We start from the raw sequence: 16,807 nt of genomic DNA, 5'->3' as shown, positions 1-16,807 counted from the left end.
TCCTCCGACGCTTAGATCTTCTCTAGCAGGGCATTCTTGTATTCAGTAGGCGTCTTCCGTTCGACCTTCTCGAATTGGGTCACGAAGTAGTCGGCATTGCTGAAGCCCACGCTGGCCGCGATCTCGTAAACCTTCTTGTCCGTTTGCCGCAGTTGGCGCTTCGCTTCGCGGATTCGAAGCTGCAGCAGATAATCGTTGAAGTACGTGCCGTACGACTTCTTGAATAGCTGACCTAAGTAGACCGGATTCATATAGAAACGCTTGGCGATGCTTTTAAGGCTGATATTCTCGTTATAATGGTTCTCGATGTAGGCTTTGATCTTGCCGATGTCGCCTTTGCAGACCGTGCTTCGCAGCTCGGAGATGCAGCCCGCGCATTCGCTCAGGAAATCGCGCAGCAATTCCCGCAAGCCCTTAAGCGTACGCGGCTGTTCCGTCCAATCCAGCATGGAAGGGAGCGTCGCCAGCTTCTTCGGATCGCCGTTCATCGTCTGAACGATCCGGCTCGCTCCGTGCGCGATTCGGGACATCGCGTCCCGGATAGACTCGGGCGCCATTCCCTGCTCGCGAAACTCCCTGAACGCCTTGTCCGCAACGGCCTTCACCCCGTCCAGATCGTTCTCTTCAAGGCGCTCCATCAATTCGGCGTACAAAGCGCCGTCGATCTCTTTATAGACAAGGACGTTATCCCGGACCTCTTCGGATACGATGACGTTTCTCTCGTCCTGAGCATATTTGTGCTTCATGGCTTCCGACGCGGTTAGGTAAGATTTGCGTATTTGTCCGACCTCCATGACGGCGTCCCCGATATAGATCTTAGGAACGGTGCGGGCGTCGGCTCCGCAGACGCGCGCCAGCTCTTCCCCGATTCGTGCCTGTTCCCGGGCATTGCCGTCAATCTGCCATACGAATCCCAATTCGAACTCTCCGCGAAGATGAACGTAAGGCACGCATGAGGATGTCGTCCTTGCCAGCGTCCGCGCGATCGCTTTCTTCGCCTGCTCCGCCCGCTCGATTCGTTCCGCATCGCCCATTCCGGCCGGCAAATCGTTCAACTCCACGGCGAAATAACGGAACGGGGAACCCTCCCTCAACCGGAACGTATCCATCGCCGCCCGCAAGGACTCCGCCTCCGCTCTTCCGGAGAGCAGCTTCTCGAACAAAGAGGCTTGCAGCAACGCGTCCCCCGCTTCCGAACGAGGCTGGTCTTTCTCAAGCTGGTCGCGGATCAGCCTTAGGGCGCCCGTCAGCTCGTTCTCGTCGATCGGCTTGAGCAAATAATCCTGAACGCCGAATCGGACGGCTTGCTGGGCATATTTGAAATCGCCGTAGCCGCTGATGATGATGAACCGGATCGCCTTGCCGCCGCGCGACTGAACGGCTTGAATCAACTCGAGGCCGTCCAGGACGGGCATTCGAATGTCGGTAATGACGACGTCCGGCTGCACCCGCTCGATCAGCTCCAGGGCCTCTTCCCCGTCCTCCGCTTCCCCCGCTACCTCGAAACCGTATTTCTCCCATGGAATCAAGCCCATCAGTCCCCTTCGGGCGAACATCTCGTCGTCGACCAGAATGACTTTTCTCATGGCGGCGCCTCCCGTATTCCGATTGGTGCATGACCGTCGGAAGTTTAATGTAATCGCTTACATTTATAGAGCAAAGAATAGGTCGCTGGCATTTCGTTCATTTAGCCATATTCTAGTCTATCTCTCCCCCTTTTGCACTTTGGAAATTAAGGCACTTCCTTTGAGATCTATAGGACCGAATAAACGGAGAGACCGTCCGCGTCGGCGGAACGGCCTCTAGCCCGTTGCGTTTATTGTCCGGCCTTGACCGCTTTATCATGCTCCGCTGCGAACTGGTTCGGCGTGACGGCCCCGCCGAACAGCGCTTGGATTTGATTCAAGTGAACCTCGGCAGCGCCCGAGGCCATCTGGACGTCCGCAAACAAGGTAATGCTCGTGGCCTTGTTCACTTCGTTGAGCAGATCGGTGTACAGCTGCGGAAGCTGAACCTTCGTCGTGTCCACCTTCGTAGCCGGGATAACGCCTGCGCCCGTTACGGACACTTCCCCCCAGCGCTTCACGAAGAACTCGACGAATTTCTTCGCCTCCTCTTTGACCGGCGAATTCTCGGCGACGAATAGGCCGACGCCGGGTCCGCCTACCCAGCTGTCGATATTCCCTTTGCCGCCGGCAACGGTCGGGAATTTGAAGAAGCCGATGCTGTCGCGGAGCTGCTGCTCCACCTTCTGGTTGGTCGTGTAGTTCGGAAGCTCCCAGGTACCCATCAAATACATGGCGGCCTTGCCCTGAATGAATTGCTCCTTCACTTCATCGTTGGAGAGCCCGTTAAACCCTTCGTTAAAGGCGTTCATCCCGACCAGGTCTTGGATGAGCTTCGCCGACTCGGTAAGACCCGGATCCGCGAAGCTGGCTTCGCCCTTGAGCGCGTTCGCGAGTTTCTCCGCGCCGGCGATGCGGTCGGCCATGTACATGTACCATAAAGAACCCGTCCATCGGTCTTTGTTGCCGAGCGCGACCGGAACGACGCCATTGTCCTCAAGCGTCTTGACGACGTTCAGGAACTCGCCGTAGGTCGTCGGAACCCGCAAGCCGTATTGCTCGAAGATCTTCTTATTATAGTAGATCGGAGCGAGATTAAACTCGAGCGGCAGCGCGTACGTCTTCCCCTGGATGGAATAGGCTTCCGTCGTGCCGGCAACGAACGAGTCCTTAAGCTCGCCTTGCAGCAAATCGTCGAGCGGCGCGAACAGCTCGCCTCCGACGAAGGGCTGCAAGTAGCCGGCCGCCCAAGTCATGCCCACGTCCGGGAGCTCGTTGATAGCGGACAGCACTTTGATCTTGGCTTTGTATTGTTCGTTGTCGAGCACTTCTTGCTTAATGACCACGTTCGGATTCTCCGTTTGGTACTCGTCGATGATTTTATTGACGATCCGATATTGGCCTGCCGCCCCCGCCTGCGGGTACAGGTGCATCATGTTGATCGTTATCGTCCCGTCCGAAGCCTCGCCCAGATCGGGATTGTCGTTATCCGAAGGGTTTCCGCAACCGGTCGCAGCAAGGGCAAGGCTGGCTGCAAGCGCCAGCGATACCCGCATTTTTTTGTACACGTCCGCATCTCCCATCCCAACCTATGCTTAGGGCGCGTCCGGGAAGAAAGACGGAACTACTCTTTCACGCCGCCCAGCGCCACGCCGGCGATAATGTATCTAGACAGCAAGAAGTATATCACAAACAGCGGAAGCGCAGTCAGCGCCAGTCCCAAATAGATCGAGCCGAATTCCGTCTTGTAAATATCTCCGCGAAGCAAGCTGACCATAATCGGCAGCGTATACTTCTCCTTCTGCGTCAGCAGAATCAGAGGCATGAACAGGTTGTTCCAGCTCGCGACGAAGGCGAAGATGGCTTGCGTCGCGATGGCCGGCACCATGATCGGCATGATGATTCGATTGAAGGTAGAGAATTCTCCGGAGCCGTCGATCCGCGCCGCCTCCACGATCTCCAGCGACAGCGCCCCCAGCAGGTATTGACGCATGAAGAACACCATCGCCGGCGATGCGATCGCGGGCAGGATAAGCGGCAGGAAGCTGTTCGTCCAGTGCAACTGATACATGAACTGGTAGAAGCCGATCGCGCTTGCCTGAGCCGGAACCATCATGACGCACATGATGAACGTGAAGAATGGCTGGCGCCATTTCCAGTTGTACACGACCAGCCCGTAAGCGGTCAAGGACGAGAAGTAGACCGCGCACGCCGTCGAGAAGCCGGAGATGATCAGCGAGTTGAAGAACCCTTTAAGCGGATCGAAGCTTTTGCTCGTCAGCACGTCCCAGTTCGTCTTGAGGTGCGTCGACGGGAGCAGCGACAGGCCGCTCTGAATTTCGGGCGTAGAGCGAGTCGCGTTGACGAACATGATCCAGAACGGAAGGATGCTTAGCAGCGCCAGAAAGATACATACGATATAAATAATCGTCTTATTGATTCCGTGGGAGACGGATGCGTTACTCTGAAGCTTGGCCATGTCTTACGCCCCCCTTGCCGCCGCTTTAGCGGCTTTCTTCTGCTTCTTCATCTGCTTCTTCAACTTCGACGCGTCGCGATCGCGCATCAGATAGAAGAGCAGGGCGGACAGCACCGCCGCGATGACGAACATGATCATGCTGGCCGCTGCTGCCTTGTTATACATGTAGCTGCCCTTGAACGCTTGCCCGTAGATGAACACGGACGTGGTGAGCGTCGCATTATCCGGTCCTCCCGCCGGGGTGATGAACAGCTGCGGAATATCGAACATCTGCAAACCGCCGATCATGGACGTAATCAGGGTGTAAAGCATGATCGTCCGAAGGCTTGGCAGCGTGACGCGGAAGAACGTTTGGATGCCGTTCGCGCCGTCGATGGAAGCCGCTTCGAATAGGGCGGGGTTAATGCCCAGAACGCCCGCGACAAGAACGATCATCGTATTGCCGTACCACATCCAGAATTGGATGAAGCCCACGATGCCTCTAGCCGTCATTTTGTCCTGCAGGAAATTGATCGGCGAGTCGGACCAGCCCAGCGCATGAAACAAGCTGTTCACGGGCCCCATCGGATAGGCGAACAACGTGCTGAACAGAACGGCAATCGTGCTCGCCGTAATGATATTCGGCATATAGAGAAGAACTTTAAACGCGCCCGTTCCCTTGAGGTTAAGTCTCTTGTTGGTGAACCAAGCGGTGAGCAAAAGCGCGAGAATGATCTGAGGAATAAAGTTGATGATCCAGAGCAGCCCGGTGTTGAGGAGGGACTGTTGGAAGGAAGCGTTGTCGAACAGAAGATCCTTGAAGTTCTGGAACGGATTGTCCATGATATGGATCGGCTTCGGAATTAATCCCTTCATGTCGGTAAACCCGATGACCGCGGTATACAAGATCGGATAGAGCGAGAAAACCAAGAATACTAAAATAAAAGGAAGACTGAAAATATAACCGTACTTCGCGTAGCTTACTCCCTTGCGGCGCATGTTCTCTCACCCCGTTCAATTAGATAAAGAGGCGGGAAAACTCGCCCCGCCCCTTCGGCGCCTCATTACTCGCTTTCGATTCCGAGCTGGTCCTTGACGTTCTGCTTGAAGTCCTTGAGCGCGTCTTCGCGGCTCTTTTTGCCCGCGGCATACGACCGCACTTGATCGCGCCAGATTTGGTTGATCGATTCGTCGTATTGGGTCAGGTTCTTGCCGGTCGCGTTGGCGTTCGCCGGTACGAACACTTCGAACATGTTCTGTCCGCCGAGCAGTTCGACCGTGCCGTTAGACTTCGCCATGACGACGGAGGAAGCTACGCTGTCCTTCGTGCCTTGTTCTCCGTCCTTAAGCGTGCCGTTAGCCCAATAATTCTGGAGGCCCGTGTCGGAGGTATCGAGCGTAATCCACTTGATGAATTCGGCCACGACTTTCGCTTTGGCATCGTCCTTGGTAACGTCCTTGTTGGCGAGAACCCACGTGCCGCCCCAGAAGAATCCGGTCGTCGGCTCGGTCACGGCCCAGTCGCCGTTCGTGTCTTTGACCTGACCGTTCATGACGTAGTTGATCAACCAAGCAGGACCGAAGAATCCGAAGACCGGTTTCGCGCCGGAGCCGGACATGTCCGCGTACCAAGCTTCCTGCCAGTCTTGCGTGCCGTTGGAATACCCTTCGTCCGTCAGCTTCTTGGAATAGTCGAGGAACTGCTCGCGCTTCGGATCGATGTGAAGCTTGCCGTCCACGATCCAGCCCTTGTCGGAGCTGTTCTCGATCGGGTGCCAGATGTCCCCGTCGCCGGAAACGATCGCGTATCCCTTGTCCTTCAGCTTCGCGGCCGCATCGAAGAACTTATCCCAGCCCGGACCGACCGCGTCCTTGATCGTAGCGGGATCGTCCGTTCCGAATACTTCCTTGGCGATCGAGCGGCGATAGATGAACGAGCCGCCGGTCGCTTGGTAGCCGAGGCCTTTCAGGTTGCCGTCCAAAGTGCCGATGTCGACCGAATATTGGGCGATGCCCGCTTCCTTCACCATGTCGTCGGTAAGTCCCAGATCGGCGTAGTTCGCCGCGTAGCCGGAGGCGTCGCCTTGCGTATACTTGAGGACGAACGCCGATTCGGCCGCGTAAATGTCCGGCGCGTCCTTGCCGCCGGCAGCAAGCGCTTGGTCCAGAGCCGGCTGATAAGCTCCGTCCGTGGTCGCGATTACCGTGTTTTTGAATTCGACGTTCAAATCGGGGTGGGTTTGAATGAACTTGGCTTCCATGTTAGGAATTTCGTCCGTGAAGGCCCAGAGATTGATCGTGACTTTCTCTCCGGAGCCATTGGACGATACTTCGGAGGTGCTTGCGGATGCGCTCGCGCTAGCGCTTTCAGACGGGCTCGAACTTGCATCGTTGGACGAGTTCGAATTGCCGCCGCAGGCGCTGAGAGCGGAAGCCATAACGAGCGCGGTAGTGGTAACGGCTAGAATACGTTTCATTTCTTTTTCCTCCCCTTATGTGCTAGAACAGTTACTTTGTAACCGCTGTCAACATTCTAGCACCGCGCGACCCGCCGCATAAGGAATCGCTGATTGGGAGAAATTCCACTTTTATTTGATCGTTTCTTCCGGGTCCATCACCTGCTGGCGGTATTGGGAAGGACTGACGGACTCGCTGTCCTTGAACACTTTGATGAAGTATTTGGCCGTCTGGTAGCCCACCTTCTCCGCAATCTCCCAGATCGGCAGCCTGGTTTGGGCAAGGAGCTCCTTGGCGCGCTGAAGACGCCTTCTCGTCAGGTAATCGCTGAAGGTAATTCCCGTCTGTTCCTTGAACAGGACGCTGAAGTAGCTTGAATTCATGTGCAAATGCTCCGCGACCTGCTTCATGCCGATCGGATCCCCAAGATGCCCGTCGATATAAGAGATCGCGTCGCGAACATGCTGGCCGTACTTGGCCTCCTCCTGCCCCGCTTCCATCAGCTTCGGGTCCAGGAGCTTCTCCATACGCCCGATGCGAAGGCGGTTCTCTTCGAGCTCCAGCGCTTTCTCCACGGCTTGAATCAACTTCATCTTGTCCAGAGGCTTCAGCAGATATTCGACGACGCCAAGCTGAAGCGCCTTATGGGCATATTCGAACTCCGCATGTCCGGAGATCACGATCACGGTCGGCTTCGGAGCCGCTTGAGCCATTCTTTCGAGCATCTGCAGGCCTCCGAGCTCCGGCATGCGCACGTCGGTAATGATGAGATGCGCCGGATTCTCCTTCATCCATTCGAGAGCCTCGACTCCGCTGGCAGCGGTCTCGATCCGCATGCGGCCGGCCGACCAGGCTTCCAGCGTCTTCTTGATTCCTTGCCGCGTGCGCGGTTCATCGTCCACGATCAATAGCGTCTTCATCTCGTTCTGTCCTCTCCCCATGGTATCGTGATCTCGAAGCTGACCGACGTTCCCTCGCCGGGTATGCTGTCTATCTTTAATCGACTGGCCGAAGCCGCTTCGGATGTCTCCGGGAAGTACAGCTTCAGCCTTCGCTGCACGTTCGCGATGGCGACTCCCGTTCCTCTGGAGGCCGGGTCGGGGGAACGATTCTCGGCGGATCGAAGCAGTTTCGCCACCGTCTCCTCGTCCATGCCCGGCCCGTCATCCTTGACCTTCACGACGGCGTAGCCGGGGCGCTCGGCGGAGGCGAACACTTCGACGACGACCGAGCCGGGACCCAGCTTGCTCTCTACCCCGTGCAGGATCGCATTCTCGACGAGAGGCTGGATGAGCAGCTTCGGAATCGGCGCATTCTCCAGTCCGGGTTCGGCTTCGATACTCCAGCTCAGCCGATCGCCTAAGCGCATCGTCATGATCTGCAGGTAGCGCTCGGCATGCTCGAGCTCGTCCTTCACCGTGACCCACTCGTCGTCGTTGCCGTTCCTGCCGATGACGTACCGGAACAAGCCGGACATCGCCACGACGATGTTCGCCAGCTCCTCCTCTCCCTTGTCTTCAAGCGACCAATAGATCGCTTCCAACGTGTTGAACAGGAAATGCGGGTTGATCTGGGCTTGAAGCGCCTTCAATTCCGTGCGGCTCTGCGTGATCTCCTTCTCGTAGACGACCTGGATCAGCTCGTTCATATGCGTAACCATCTGATTGTACGTGTTGTTGAGCTCGCGGATCTCCAGCGAAGCGATCAGCGGCGACGGAGACGGATTCGGCTTAAGCCCGCCGAGCCTTGCCCCCCGCATCGTTCGCATCAGCTTCAGGATCGGCCGGGTCACGACGGTGGACAAGAACAAACTAAGCACGAGAAAAGCGACGGCTCCTATTCCGATCGAAACGAGAATCGCCGTTCGAAGGACCGAGATTCCTTCCGTCGTCGCTTGGATCCGGGTCAGCAGCACAAGCGACCAGCCGGTCGATGCCGAACTCTGCCGGACGGCCAGATACGGATCCCCGTTGATATTGACGGTACCGCCGCTCTGCCTAAGCACCGCGCTGGCATCTTCAATAGGCAGATCCGACGTTATCGTCTGGCCGTTGCTATCCGCGAGAAGCATGAATTCGCCGTTCGCGGAACCGTCGTCCTCCGCCGTCTCGTTCATCTCGAAGTAGCCGCGGTGGATATGTACGGCCACGTAGCCTCCCGCCGAATATCCTTGGTCGATCAGGCTTACCCTTCGGATCGCGAGCACGGTGTCCGGCTGCCTCGGATCGATGCCGACCCAGACGAGCCTTCCCTTCTTCCGGTCCGCGACTTCGATCCATTCCTTCGCCACCCGGCTGGGCAAGTCGATATCGTCGAGCGGGAAAAGACGGCGGTAATCGTTCGTGTACAGTTCAAGCGATTGGATTCCCGAAGAGTAGGCCATGTAACCGTTCGCAATTTGCAGCAAGGATTGCCTCTCGTTGAAGTTAGCCGGAACTCCGTTCGCTTCGCTTTGCAACAGCTTCTGAACGTAGGAGTTCGTCGCGATCTGCGTCGAGAGCGAATCGATCTGCTCCAGTAGGGCGTCGAGCCGGCCGTTCATCTGCACCGCCGTCTGCTGGATATGCTTCCCCGCGCTGCTCTTCAGGAGATCCGATACTTGCCCGTAAATGTAAACGCCTGCAAAAGCAAGAACCGCGATCATCGTGACCGTGAATCCGGCGAAGATCTGGTTCCTCAGCGTATTCATTCCGCCCCATCTGGACATTTTCTTCTCTCCACCGTTCGCCTTTATAGTCCGATTCGTCTACTTTATCACAAAACTTTACAAACCGACAGACAGCGGAAACTTCCAAGCCAAGAGCGGCAAAAAACTAAAATTTGTGGGTATAAAAACACTACATTGTAGGGTTGCTTCCCTCGCTATCCTTGATAAGATTAAAGAATGATTCAAAGTTAGCGCTTACACAATAGGGGAGGTTTACTGCTTGTCGAACCCATTAAAGCCAAACGAGCCGCTCGTCACCCACCTGTACACCGCGGATCCTTCCGCCCACGTGTTTGAAGGCAAACTTTACGTTTACCCTTCCCACGATCTCGATCACGAGATGGTTTCTAACGATAACGGCGACCAATACGACATGGAAGATTATCATATCCTCTCGTTGAACGAAGATCTGACGGAATGCGAGGATCACGGGGAGGTTCTTCACGTACGCGACGTGCCGTGGGCCTCCAAGCAAATGTGGGCGCCGGACGCGGCGTACCGGAACGGAAAGTATTATTTGTTCTTCCCCGCGCGCGACCACGACGGCATCTTCCGCTTGGGAGTCGCCACCTCGGATTCCCCTGCCGGACCGTTCAAGGCGGAGCCGAACTACATTCCGGGCAGCTTCAGCATCGATCCCGCCGTTCTGACCGACGACGACGGCAAGAGCTACGTATTCTTCGGCGGCCTGTGGGGCGGACAGCTCGAGAAGTGGCAGACCGGCGAATTCGTCGCCGACGCCGAAGGGCCCGACGCGGCCGCGCCCGCTCTCGGACCTCGCGTCGCGGAGCTCGCGGACGACATGCTCGGCTTCAAGGAATCGCCTCGCGAGATCTCCATCGTGGACGAGAACGGCAAGCCTCTCACGGCAGGCGACGAGGACAGAAGATACTTCGAAGGCCCTTGGGTTCACAAGTATAACGGCCTGTATTATTTGTCCTACTCGACGGGCTCGACCCACCGCATCGTCTATGCCACGAGCCGCGATCCTTATGGCCCTTACGAATACAAAGGCACGATCCTCACCCCGGTTATCGGATGGACGACGCACCATTCGATCGTGCAATACAAGGACAAGTGGTACCTGTTCTATCACGACAGCTCCCTGTCCGGCGGCGCCGACAACAAGCGGAGCGTCAAGTTCACGGAGCTGTTCTACGAGGAAGACGGATCGATCCGGACGATCGATCCGTATCCGGAACGCTCGTAATCATACACGGATCAGGCAAAAGACCGTATATTCCTCTTTGCAGGAATATACGGTCTTTTCGCCATGCGTTAGTTCCTATTTAAGAGGCGCCGTCACGTTATCAAGCCATAGCGAGCCGGCATAAGCGGCGCTAGAGGATGCCGTATTGATCGCCAGATACCGGATCGAACGGACATGCCCCAGATCGAAGGCCGTCTGCCCTGCCGCCAGATTGTCGAAACCGCCGGAGGTCGGATCTATCGAGACCGCCGCCGCCGTCGTTCCGAGCGAACCGGTGATATCCCAGCCCCTCGTGCTGCCGTTGCGGTCGACCAGGATGAATTGGAAAGACTTGCTTGCGTTGGCCGGCGAGGAAGACACTCGGGCATTGAACCCGATCGTCCGGTCGGTTAGACTGATCGGCACGAACCAGTCGCGGGATTGAAGCGTTACGCTGTTCCCCCATGCCGTCGTTCCGAGCAGATTCATGTCCAAGCGCAGCGTCCCCGTATCCGGACCGACGGAGCAGCTGTCGCCCGTCACTCCCGCCTGACAGAACCATAGGCTCGTTCCGGAGGAGAAATCGTCAATCAGGGGAGCCGGAGCCGGCAGCGACTGATTTGCAAGCAAATCGTCGAGCCACAGCGTTCCCATATAGCTCGGACTATTATCCGTCGTGTTCATGATGCGAATCTGCACGGACTTCACTTGATTCGGCTGGAAGCCGTCTTGCGCTCCGTCCCACCCCGGGTAGTATACGCCCCCGTTCGCCAAATCCAGCGAGAAGGTCGACCAGCTAGTCGTCAAGCCGGAGGTCAGGCTGAAGGCTAGCGCATCGTTGTTGTAATCGGTAAAGAGAACCTCGAAGGCTTTATCCGTGCCGGCCAAGCCGCTCGAGATTTTCGCTTGGAAGGTGACGTAGCCTTGGGTCAGGTCGACCGGCTGCAGCCACTCCCGCGACTGCAGCGTCACCCCGTTCACCCATGCCTTCGTGCCTTGGACCGTCAAGTCTATTTTGCCGGCGCCGCTATCGATGCCGAACGCCGCGGAGTCCGCTCCCGGCAACGGCAGAGCTTCCGTCTGTCCGCGAATGGTCTGCCAGTTGTCCGCCGTCGCGAAATCGTCGATGACATAAGGGCTTGGCGTCGGCATCGACTGGATATCCAGACCGCTGCCGAAGGCGCTCTCCGGCGGAATCGCCACTTCATCGAGCCAATCGTAGGCTGGAGCCAAATCCAAATTCTTGACGCCGATGGAGGGAATGAACGCATTCTCCCAGGCGTGATCGACGGCCGATTGCATGATCGCCTTCTGGGCCGCCGTCGTGTCTTTGGCGTAATCGAGAGCCATCGCATGGAAGTAGTTCGCCGTTGGTACCGGCTTCCCGGCGGAATCCCGCTGCACGGTTCCATCCGCGTTGTACTGGAAGCGGAGCTTGTTGATCTTCGACGTAATGCCGTTCGACCAGATTCTCTCGGAGCTGTCCGCAGGGTAGGCGTGGTAATCCTCGACGCTGCTGCCGTCCGGATTCTTCAGCGTCGAGCTTGCCCATGTACTTGTATAACTCTCAAGCATGACGCCGTCGATGGAACCGCTGACGTCGTTGCTTCCGCCGAGAAGATGGTATCCCCGGTTCATGATGACCTTCTTATCGGGATAGCTTGATTTAATCTGGCCAATCAGAGACGCCATCCCCGAAGCGGACGGTCGGAAGTCGATATTAAGCGCCGCGTTCACATAGGCCGACGTATCGACCGTATCGAGGAAGACGCCGTCGAAGCCTTCGGCATACAGAGCGGGCAGCCACTCGCTCAGCACCAGATTCTGAAAGACCGGCTTGCGAGCGTCAACGTAATAGCCGTGCCAATCCGGATTCTGAATCGGGTTGCCCGATGCGTCCAGGAAGTAAATATCGAGACGATTCCCGTTCTCATCCGTGAGCAGAGGAAGAGTCTCCCCGATCGACAGGTATCCGATGGCGAACAGGTCCGGGTTCGCCGTCTTCAGTTCGGCCAGCAGCTGCGAGGAGACGCGCTGCGGTTCCAGAATGACGGCATCGTAGGCCGCGAACTGCTGGATATCGATGTTCGCTTCTTCGGTATAGTTCACCAGATAATCGCGGATGTCGTTCCAATCCCCTTGCGACTCCGGAACGCTGGGGCCGCTCGGAAGCTCGGCCGTTGCCGGCGCGCTGGAAGCCGAACGGTTCCCCGCTGCGTCGAAGGCTTGAACGGCATAAGAATAGGTCGAGCCTTGCTGGACGGCCGTGTCCGTATAAGCGGTCGCCGAGGAGCTTCCGATCATCGCTCCGTCGCGATAAACGTCGTAGCCGACGACTCCGCTCTCGTCGAAGGAAGCGTTCCAGGAGAGCGGAACGGAGCCTGGCGTAACGGTGCCGACCGTCAGCCCCGTCGGAGCGCTCGGCGGATCCAGATCGACGTATTCGACCGCGAAGTAGTCGTCGGCGCTCGGCAGCCGGTCATACGCGCTGTCGTTGCGGATGAACGCCACTCCGACGTCCTGGCCTTCGGTTATGCCCAGCGAAACGAGCGGAACGCCGATCTCGATCGCGGAATCGGTCTTTACGATGTCGATGCCGCCCAGAGAGGACCATGACCATGCGTTGCGGCCCGTCCCCGTCGAAGGACCCGTATATTCGTAAAGAATGTCGTTCTCGACCATGTATTCCGCCCCCGTCGATTCGGTGGAGACGTTAAGGAAGCCGGAAGCGTGGTAGCCCGTCTCGTAATGGTCGTCGGCGTCGATAAAGAACTGGGATTTGACGTTTAAACCCGTGCCCGTTACGAGCGCGTAAAGGTTCGACGTGTCGTTCGTCACCTTCAGTTGGTAGACCGAGTTGGGCAGAGCGGAAGTCGCTTCGTACAGCTCCGGAATCCCGTTCCAATCCACCGCGTCTCCGTCGACCGAAACGGTTGAAGCGCTGGCGCCGAACGGGGCAATGCTTATGAAGAGGACCGCAATCAATAGCATCAATCGAATTGATTTCATTAATATTCCCCCCTGATAATAGGAAAGGCGAACCGAGAGCTCCCATCGATCCGTATACCCGCGTGCCGTCTCGAATTGGCCTTCCTTGATAATTGGGAATGGTTTCTCCATTCCTTGGTACCCGTTCTGGTTCGTTGCACGACCGTCAGTCAAAACGTTATTGAGCAATCCCGGTTCCCGTGCTGCAGTCACTTGATACCGGTCTTAACCACCTCCCCTCGGCGAAATATCGTTTAACCAAGAAGCAGATTCGGCTCCCTATTTGGCCGAGAGCGATAAAGGAACCGGCTCCGAGCAGCGAGAAGAGCGTTTGTCAGTCTTCTAAAAACACATGGTTTGCGGCAAATCAAACCAAATCTTTCTCCTGTCATCTAAAAATGCAGTGAACGGCAGTTGAGAAACGATCGTTAGGAAACCTGCATACGAATCCGTCGATTCATTTGTACTTGGGATACGGATTGTCATTTTCCTGAATGATAAATGTCAACTAACCTCACATTTTTGCGCCAATCTTTATCCAAATATTACTGCCTATTTGCATTTATGGCAATATAATTTCATAATATTCTCTCTATTTATTGCGCCAAATTTCATTTGTTCTTTCAATCCAACGTATATTAAGCAAAAAAAAGAAGACACAGCTGCATGCCGCCGGTCTTCTTCGTATGGTTGCGACCGCGGTAAATCCAACCAGCCTCTGGGATTCTGCAAACAGCGCGGCACGAGTTTATTCGGTGTTAGGGCTTCCGATACGCGACATTCTCGCCTTGTTGGGATGCAGCCTCGCTGCCAGACCGCCTATGCCTGCGTCTCCTAATCATGGCTTGCGTCCGAACAGAACCGTACGAGCACCGACAAACGCACGAAACCCCCGCAGCCAAGCCGCGGGGGTTCAACATTAGGGCGCCGTTTCGCTAAGGGAAACGTAATTCTTTGTCACGATGTCCGCCTGAGCCTCCTGAGCAAGCTTCTCCAGGTATTGCTCGAACTTCAGGTGAAGCGCCTCCGCGCGGAGCTGCGCTTCGACGCTCTCGAGCGGAACCGAATACCCGGCCTCTCTCTTCAAGAGCCGAATGATCGAGAAGCCGCTGCCCGTGTCCAGGGCCGGGGAATACTCGCCTTCCTTCAGCCGCGTCGCCGCTTGCTTCAATAGCGCTTCCGCTTGAAGCGGCGACTCCGGCTCGCCTTCGATAAACGAATGCTCCCTCGGTTCCCCGTCCGCATGCCTTGCCGCGGCTTCCGGGAACGACATTCCGGCCTCCAGCAAGCCAAGGATCGTTGCGCTCTTCTCCTTCGCCTTCTCCTTCTCTCCGTCGGGGTACGGAATGGACAGCTCCTCGAAGATCACCCGCGTCCGGTTCGCGTATTCGGCGGCATGGCCGAAATAAACCTGCCTCAGCTCCTCATCGGAGACGGTCAGCTCCTCTTTGCCCAAGAGCTCCTCCAGCTTCAGCTTTAAGTTGCTCAGATAATAGAAGTAGTATTGGCTAAGCTCGTAACGCCCCAAGCCGAATACCGCCTTGTTCCTCTTGATGCTTTGCTCCCTGCTTGCGTTATTCTCCTCCCATTCCTTTTCGATATCTTCGAAAGAAGCCGACTCGGCCAGCCCTTTCTCCTGCGCAAATAACAGCAGAACCTTGCCTCGCACGGCCTCTTCCAACGCTTGCTTCTTCAGCCGGTTCAGCGGGGTCTCGCCTCCATACTCGGTCGTCCAATACTTCTCCGAATCCTCCGCTTGATAGGCGACGCTGAAGTAGTTCGTCACCGCTCCCTTTTCCTTATCCATGTACAAGCGGAATTCCGGCTCGGCGACAGGCTCCCCGTTCACCTGGACTATGACCGGCTCCGCCTTGCTGCCGGAAGGCGAAATAGCCGCCGTCACGAGGACGGCAGCTCCCGCCAATGCGATAATCGCGGCGCCGATAATTGCCATCGAGCGCTTACCCAGATTGCTCCCTCGTCTCCTCATAAGCGACCTCCGTTCGGAATACGCCTACTTCCTTCAACGTCGGGCACCAGCGCGACTCCAGGATCCGAATTCGGATCCGCCTGGCGCGAATCGGATCGAAACGGCAAATCTTTTTGTATCCGACGACTTCGCCTTCGTAGAAAGGCAGCCACTCGCCCCCCGCTTCCCGTTCCAACCGGAACCGCTCGATCCGCTGGCCTTCCCGGATATACTCGCCCAGAACGATCCGGTCGAAAAGCTTCTCGCTTCCCAGATCCAGCTCGATCGCCGCTTGCTCGCTTCCATGAGGAGCGCTCCAATACGTGTCGCTCCGGCCGTCGACGAGCTTGTCGGGGGAATGGTCCGCATCCAAGGATTCATCGGCGCTGACTTGAGCTTCAGCCGCCAGATTATATCGATACCTTGCCCTTAACCGATTTCCAAGCTCCTTCAGCCGTTCCGCGTCCGTCTCGTGGATCAAGCCTCGAAGGTCCGGCGGCAGGTTCAGGAGGAACGTCGAGTTGCCGCCTACCGTGCGCTCGTACAGATCGATCAGCTCCTCCGTCGACTTCACGCGGGAATCCTCGCTTGCGTGATAGAACCAGCCCGGCCGGATCGACGTGTTCACTTCGGCCGGATACCAGATAACCTCGTCCGTCCGATCGAGCACCGCCCGGCTTCCCAGGTCTTCGTCTCCCGAACCGGCCCTGCGCGCGAATTCGGGATCGTCCTCCTGCTGCGACTCGGACTGAATTTTCTCGTTGTCTCGCATGCTCGCGGGAACGACGCTCCATTCGTTGCGCCTGGTATGTCCCGCTTCGTTGCCGCACCAGCGAACGTCCGGGCCGCAGACCGAGATGACCGCGTTCGGCTGAAGCTCGCGAATGACGAGATAATAAGCGTCCCAGTCGTACGCCTGCCGCTTGCCGTTCGGCCCTTCTCCGCAAGCGCCGTCGAACCAGACGCAGAACAGCTCTCCGTACCCGGTCAGCAGCTCCTTCAATTGCTCGACGAAGAAGGAGTTATAGCGGTCCGAATCTCCGTACGACGGTTCATGGCGATCCCACGGCGACAAGTAAATGCCGAACTTAAGACCCGCAGCGCGGCACGCGTCCGCGACTTCGCGAACCAAGTCCCCTTGGCCGTCCCTCCACGGACTGTTCCGCACGGTGTGCGGGGTCTGCCGGCTCGGCCACAAGCAGAAGCCGTCATGGTGCTTGCAGGTCAGAATGACCGCCTTCATGCCGCCCGACTTGCATACTTCGATCCATTGAGACGCATCCAGCTCGGCGGGGTTGAACACTTCCGGCTTCTCTTCCCCCGTCCCCCACTCCCGATCCGTAAACGTATTGACGGTAAAATGAATAAAGGCGTAGAACTCGAGCTCCTGCCATGCCAGCTGTCTATCCGAAGGAGCGACCCGCGCCGCTTCCCCAATCGTTACGCCCATTCTAATCCTCCTCTGCATTCGCCG

General features: G+C 57.0%; 11 protein-coding genes. 1 reads left to right on the top strand and 10 read right to left on the bottom strand.

Going from position 1 to position 16,807, the window contains the following annotated elements; all coding sequences use genetic code 11:
• Positions 1-11: 11 nt before the first annotated feature.
• The 7 genes from H7B67_RS23660 to H7B67_RS23630 form a co-directional block, all read right to left on the bottom strand.
• Positions 12-1,586 carry a response regulator transcription factor gene (locus H7B67_RS23660; RefSeq protein WP_185122349.1) on the bottom strand — a complete coding sequence of 525 codons (1,575 nt, stop codon included), beginning with the start codon at positions 1,584-1,586 and terminating at the stop codon, positions 12-14.
• A 230-nt stretch (positions 1,587-1,816) separates the two neighbouring features.
• A complete protein-coding gene (locus tag H7B67_RS23655; protein WP_342592629.1) occupies positions 1,817-3,133 on the bottom strand; it encodes an extracellular solute-binding protein in 1,317 nt (438 codons plus the stop codon).
• Positions 3,134-3,189: 56 nt separating this feature from the next.
• Entirely contained in the window at positions 3,190-4,044 is an 855-nt protein-coding gene (locus H7B67_RS23650; protein WP_185122348.1) for a carbohydrate ABC transporter permease, read from the bottom strand.
• Between the two features lie 3 nt (positions 4,045-4,047).
• Positions 4,048-5,022: a carbohydrate ABC transporter permease gene (locus H7B67_RS23645; protein ID WP_185122347.1), complete on the bottom strand. Its 975-nt coding sequence runs from the start codon at positions 5,020-5,022 to the stop codon at positions 4,048-4,050.
• A gap of 65 nt (positions 5,023-5,087) precedes the next feature.
• Positions 5,088-6,500, bottom strand: coding sequence for an ABC transporter substrate-binding protein (locus H7B67_RS23640; RefSeq protein WP_185122346.1), 1,413 nt, complete (start codon positions 6,498-6,500; stop codon positions 5,088-5,090).
• A 111-nt stretch (positions 6,501-6,611) separates the two neighbouring features.
• Positions 6,612-7,400, bottom strand: coding sequence for a response regulator transcription factor (locus H7B67_RS23635; RefSeq protein ID WP_185122345.1), 789 nt, complete (start codon positions 7,398-7,400; stop codon positions 6,612-6,614).
• The gene (locus tag H7B67_RS23630) at positions 7,397-9,187 is read right to left on the bottom strand and encodes a cache domain-containing sensor histidine kinase (RefSeq protein WP_185122344.1); all 1,791 of its coding nucleotides are present in this window, start codon (positions 9,185-9,187) and stop codon (positions 7,397-7,399) included. The genes H7B67_RS23635 and H7B67_RS23630 overlap by 4 nt, the downstream gene beginning before the upstream one ends.
• Positions 9,188-9,407: 220 nt before the next feature.
• Here H7B67_RS23630 and H7B67_RS23625 point away from each other — a divergent pair, with 220 nt between their 5' ends.
• Positions 9,408-10,397, top strand: a complete 990-nt coding sequence (locus H7B67_RS23625; protein ID WP_185122343.1) for a glycoside hydrolase family 43 protein — start codon at positions 9,408-9,410, stop codon at positions 10,395-10,397.
• A 75-nt stretch (positions 10,398-10,472) separates the two neighbouring features.
• On the opposite strand, the gene H7B67_RS23620 is transcribed toward H7B67_RS23625, so the two are convergent.
• The 3 genes from H7B67_RS23620 to H7B67_RS23610 form a co-directional block, all read right to left on the bottom strand.
• Positions 10,473-13,385, bottom strand: a complete 2,913-nt coding sequence (locus H7B67_RS23620) for an endo alpha-1,4 polygalactosaminidase (RefSeq protein ID WP_185122342.1) — start codon at positions 13,383-13,385, stop codon at positions 10,473-10,475.
• 898 nt (positions 13,386-14,283) lie between these two features.
• Positions 14,284-15,318 carry a peptidylprolyl isomerase gene (locus H7B67_RS23615; RefSeq protein ID WP_185122341.1) on the bottom strand — a complete coding sequence of 345 codons (1,035 nt, stop codon included), beginning with the start codon at positions 15,316-15,318 and terminating at the stop codon, positions 14,284-14,286.
• Positions 15,319-15,325: 7 nt separating this feature from the next.
• Positions 15,326-16,783, bottom strand: a complete 1,458-nt coding sequence (locus tag H7B67_RS23610; protein WP_185122340.1) for an alpha-L-fucosidase — start codon at positions 16,781-16,783, stop codon at positions 15,326-15,328.
• Positions 16,784-16,807: the final 24 nt, after the last annotated feature.

The sequence above is a fragment of the Cohnella thailandensis genome, from assembly GCF_014212135.1.
Lineage (GTDB): Bacteria > Bacillota > Bacilli > Paenibacillales > Paenibacillaceae > Cohnella > Cohnella thailandensis.
The sequence above is the reverse complement of the archived record's forward strand: the minus strand, read 5'-3'. Positions and strand labels throughout refer to the sequence as shown.

Excerpts from the sequence above, each read along its gene's own strand:
- H7B67_RS23660 (WP_185122349.1), bottom strand. The coding sequence starts at position 1,586 with ATGAGAAAAGTCATTCTGGTCGACGACGAGATGTTCGCCCGAAGGGGA.
- H7B67_RS23650 (WP_185122348.1), bottom strand. The coding sequence starts at position 4,044 with ATGGCCAAGCTTCAGAGTAACGCATCCGTCTCCCACGGAATCAATAAG.
- H7B67_RS23645 (WP_185122347.1), bottom strand. The coding sequence starts at position 5,022 with ATGCGCCGCAAGGGAGTAAGCTACGCGAAGTACGGTTATATTTTCAGT.
- H7B67_RS23640 (WP_185122346.1), bottom strand. The coding sequence starts at position 6,500 with ATGAAACGTATTCTAGCCGTTACCACTACCGCGCTCGTTATGGCTTCC.
- H7B67_RS23635 (WP_185122345.1), bottom strand. The coding sequence starts at position 7,400 with ATGAAGACGCTATTGATCGTGGACGATGAACCGCGCACGCGGCAAGGA.
- H7B67_RS23630 (WP_185122344.1), bottom strand. The coding sequence starts at position 9,187 with ATGTCCAGATGGGGCGGAATGAATACGCTGAGGAACCAGATCTTCGCC.
- H7B67_RS23620 (WP_185122342.1), bottom strand. The coding sequence starts at position 13,385 with ATGAAATCAATTCGATTGATGCTATTGATTGCGGTCCTCTTCATAAGC.
- H7B67_RS23615 (WP_185122341.1), bottom strand. The coding sequence starts at position 15,318 with ATGGCAATTATCGGCGCCGCGATTATCGCATTGGCGGGAGCTGCCGTC.
- H7B67_RS23610 (WP_185122340.1), bottom strand. The coding sequence starts at position 16,783 with ATGGGCGTAACGATTGGGGAAGCGGCGCGGGTCGCTCCTTCGGATAGA.